We start from the raw sequence: 3,824 nt of genomic DNA on the forward strand, positions 1-3,824 counted from the left end.
GATGTTTATGTCTTGAAGAGATAACTATTTTGTTATCAAAAATTGAATTTATAATTTATCATAAAGAAAAAGGCCGTCTGAATATTTTAGACGGCCTTTGTTTTGAAGCAAGTATTAGCTACCAATCAGTTTCAAACGTTGACCAGGGGTCACCGTACGTGTATTGCGGTTCCAACGGCGGATATCATTAATATCAACATTGAAACGGTTGGCGATGGTGTTCAAAGTATCGCCTTTGCGTACAGTGTAGGAAACGTTTTGAATCGGGTTGCTGCGGACTTTTGCCGGAGCAGCTGTAACGCGGAGGATTTGGCCTTTTTTGATATTGTTACCTTTGATGTTGTTGGCAATAATCAAATCGGCTACGCTCAAGTTGTAACGTTTGGAGATGTTAAACAACGTATCGCCATCTTCCACGCGGTGTATACCTGCTGCAAGTGCTGCAGTTTGTGTGTTTTGTTGGCCATTTACACGGGCAAGACGCGCATTGATGCGTTGTTGTTGTTTAGCGGTATTGGCTGCGATACGTTCTGTACGAGCGTTTTCAGCGGTGACAACAGTTTGAACTTGTTTGGTTTCAGGAGTCGCTTCAGCAACAGTCGCTGCAGGTTCCTCTGCAGGTCGGCTTTGTACCAAAGCCATCAGGTCATCATGCTCTTCTTGAACCGGCGCAGCAGCAACAGATTCAACTGCTGGAGAAGGGGCTACATCGTTTGCGGCAACAGTCGGTGCAGTCAAGTCGGCAGGGATAGCCGCTTTGGGTGCTTCTGCAACATTTGTGGTAGCAGGCTCAATAGCAGTATGGACCATGGCTACAACTGGGGCGGTCATTTCTATACTTGCAACTTGAGGCTGCTCTTTGGTTTCTGTTATCGCTACGGAAGTAACGTTTTCAGTTTTGCTGTGTGCAATAAAGTCAACCGGTTTAGTGGACTGAGGAACAACAGGTGCAACAATATTGGTCACGGTAGTTTGAGCGACTTTAACCGGTTCTGCTACGTTGGAAGCAATAATCGGAGACATGGCCGGCATATTGGATTGGTAAGTATCCGGCGTATTGTCTTTGTCAATAAAGTTAATAATGTCTTGGCTTTGGATAGCTGAGTTTTTAGCCACTAAAATGCTGCGGCCTTCAGAAATGGCGCTACCGCTCAGGCCATTGAGGCGCTTGAGTTCGGCTACGCTCATGCCGGTATCGTTGGCGATGGCATTAAGTTTTTTGTTGCCCAAAGAAGTATAAATATCCCAAGACATCAGGGTATCTGGATTGGCATTGCGGTAGTTCTTCTCAAATGCGGAAACCGCAGAAACCGGTAATAACAGACGACGATTATTTTTAGGGATAAATACCGGGGCATTGAAACCTGGGTTGAGTGCCAACAGTTCGCTTTCGCTGATGTTTGCAAAGCGAGCGATTGTGCTGTTATCGATAGGTTTGTCGATGCTGACAGATTTGAAATACGGCTGATTGCTGATTTCGCTGATATTCATGCCGAAAGTTTGCGGATTGGCGACGATATTGCGGACGGCCAAAAGTTTGGGAACGTAGTTGCGTGTTTCGTTCGGCATACGCAGGTTTTCGTATGTTGGTTCCAAACCTTGCGCACGGGCACGGTTTACGGCACGGCCGACGTTACCTTCGCCCCAGTTGTAAGCGGCAAGGGCCAAAGACCAGTCGCCGAACATACTGTGCAGGTATTGCAGGTAGTTTAATGCGGCATCGGTAGCAGCGTAAACGTCGTGGCGGCCGTCATACAAAGGCGTTTTTTCCAAGCCGAAGTGGCGGCCGGTAGCCGGCATAAATTGCCACAGGCCGGATGCGCCGACGTGTGATTTGGCTTTGGTTACAAATGCGCTTTCAATGAAAGGCAGCAAAGCGATTTCAGCAGGCATATTGCGTTTTTTAACTTCATTGGCAATATGGTACATATAAGGTTTGCTGCGGGAGATGGTGCGGTCGAAATATGCGCTGTTTGCAGCAAATTTGTTTTCATGGCGGCGAACCAGTTCTGTGTTGACTTCGTTAATGCGGAAGTCTTTACGTAATGATGCCCACAAGCTACCAGAGCCGAAGGTTTGTGCTTTGGCTTGGTCGAGCAGGGAAGAGTTGAGGCGCATCATTGCCATGCCGACTTGGTTGGGCGTAGCGTTTTGCGCGTAGGCTGTGGCGGAAACTGCCGACAGGCTTGAAACGGTCAGAACGATGGTTTTTAGTTTTGCCATAGTAAATAGAGTTATCAAATATATAATAAAATTTTGTCCCTTCGATGGTATCGTTTCAGCATTCAAACGTCAAGTCGGGCAGGGAATTTGCGTGTATGATGTGGTCGTGGTGTTAAAATTCTGTCACACAAGTCGGGATGCATAGGGGAGCATTTAATGGAAACTTTTTTTATGCAAACGCCAATGGGGCAATATCTTGCTCAAAAAGAGGAGGATTTTTTCAGACGGCATTTGCAATATTTGAATGGCCAAGTGGTGGTTCAATTGGGCGGCATATGGCAGAGGCCGTCTGAAAATATGATTGTGGTGCCGCGCGATGTGCGGATGGATGCTGAAATGTTGGCATTTGAAACGCATTCCGTGGATGTGTTATTGATGCCCCATCTTTTGGAAATTTCAACTGCCGATTTGGTGTTGCAAGAAGCATTTAGGATATTAAAACCCGAGGGTAGGTTGATTTTGACGGGGTTTAACCCTAAATCTTTGTGGGGGTTGAGCTCGTGGTTTGATGGCAAAAGACTGCCTATGAAATCTCAATGCTTGGCTCTGGCTGAGTTGAAACGAAAAACTGCCGCTATTGGTTTTGAAATGGAATATGGGCAGTTTATGGATTATCTGCCTGCTGTGAATTCATCATCTGCTTTGAAATTTTGGCAGTTTATGGAAAAGGCAGGGGATAGGTGGTGGCCGCAGTGTGCGGCGGTGTATGGTGTGGTTTTAACAAAACATTTGATTGGTGTCCATCCTTTGCCTGAATTGGAATCTGCATTTGATGGCAATACGGTTGCTTTAAGTACGGCACGTTTGGCCGAATAGTTTTCAGACGACCTATATATAATGATGGATAATGATGAATTTGGAGAATAATGATGCCTGAATTACCTGAGGTGGAAACGACTTTACGCGGAATCGCGCCGCATATTGATGGCAAAAAGATAGAAAAAGTCATTATTCGCCAGTTTAAATTGAGATGGCCTATCCATCCGAACTTGGCGCAAATTTTGGCCGGGCGCAAAGTTTTGGCATGCAACCGGCGTGCGAAGTATTTGATTGTTACTTTTGAAACGGGTATTTTACTTATGCATTTGGGTATGTCCGGCAGTTTGCGGATTTTTACCGCCGATGATGAGCGCATCGCCACGCCGGATAAACATGATCATTTAGATTTTGCATTTGATGACGGTACCGTATTGCGTTATCACGATCCGCGTAAATTTGGTGCGGTGTTGTGGTATGAGGGTATTGCCGAGCATCATCCGCTGTTGGAAAAACTGGGGCCGGAGCCGCTCTCGGATGATTTTAATGCAAATTACCTGTATCAGAAATTGAAAAACCAAAAGCGTGCAGTCAAATTAGCGCTGATGGATAATGCAGTGGTGGTTGGTGTCGGTAATATTTATGCGAATGAAAGTCTGTTTAAGGCAGGTATTTCGCCATTGCGTCCGGCGAATAAGCTGACCAAGAAAGAATGCGTATTATTGGTGGAAACCGTTAAAGCGGTTCTGCAAAGGGCGATTGCAACGGGCGGCAGTACGCTGCGGGACTTTGTCAATAGCGATGGCAAAAGCGGCTACTTTCAGCAGGAATATACGGTCTATGGC

At 46.1% G+C, this 3,824-nt stretch carries 3 protein-coding genes; 2 read left to right on the forward strand and 1 reads right to left on the reverse strand.

Annotated features, from left to right (window positions below):
* Positions 1-114: 114 nt before the first annotated feature.
* The gene (locus ACTHUE_RS12665) at positions 115-2,223 is read right to left on the reverse strand and encodes a LysM peptidoglycan-binding domain-containing protein (protein WP_440423632.1); all 2,109 of its coding nucleotides are present in this window, start codon (positions 2,221-2,223) and stop codon (positions 115-117) included.
* Positions 2,224-2,379: 156 nt separating this feature from the next.
* Between ACTHUE_RS12665 and ACTHUE_RS12670 the strand changes: the two genes are divergently transcribed.
* Both ACTHUE_RS12670 and mutM read left to right on the forward strand, forming a co-directional pair.
* Positions 2,380-3,039 carry a class I SAM-dependent methyltransferase gene (locus ACTHUE_RS12670; RefSeq protein WP_070712522.1) on the forward strand — a complete coding sequence of 220 codons (660 nt, stop codon included), beginning with the start codon at positions 2,380-2,382 and terminating at the stop codon, positions 3,037-3,039.
* A 53-nt stretch (positions 3,040-3,092) separates the two neighbouring features.
* The coding region (gene mutM, locus ACTHUE_RS12675) for a bifunctional DNA-formamidopyrimidine glycosylase/DNA-(apurinic or apyrimidinic site) lyase (RefSeq protein WP_440423635.1) at positions 3,093-3,824 on the forward strand (732 nt) is incomplete at its 3' end.

Source organism: Neisseria sp. P0021.S005, assembly GCF_051956955.1.

Coding starts and splice junctions, on each gene's coding strand:
- ACTHUE_RS12665 (WP_440423632.1), bottom strand. CDS start 2,223: ATGGCAAAACTAAAAACCATCGTTCTGACCGTTTCAAGCCTGTCGGCA.
- ACTHUE_RS12670 (WP_070712522.1), top strand. CDS start 2,380: ATGGAAACTTTTTTTATGCAAACGCCAATGGGGCAATATCTTGCTCAA.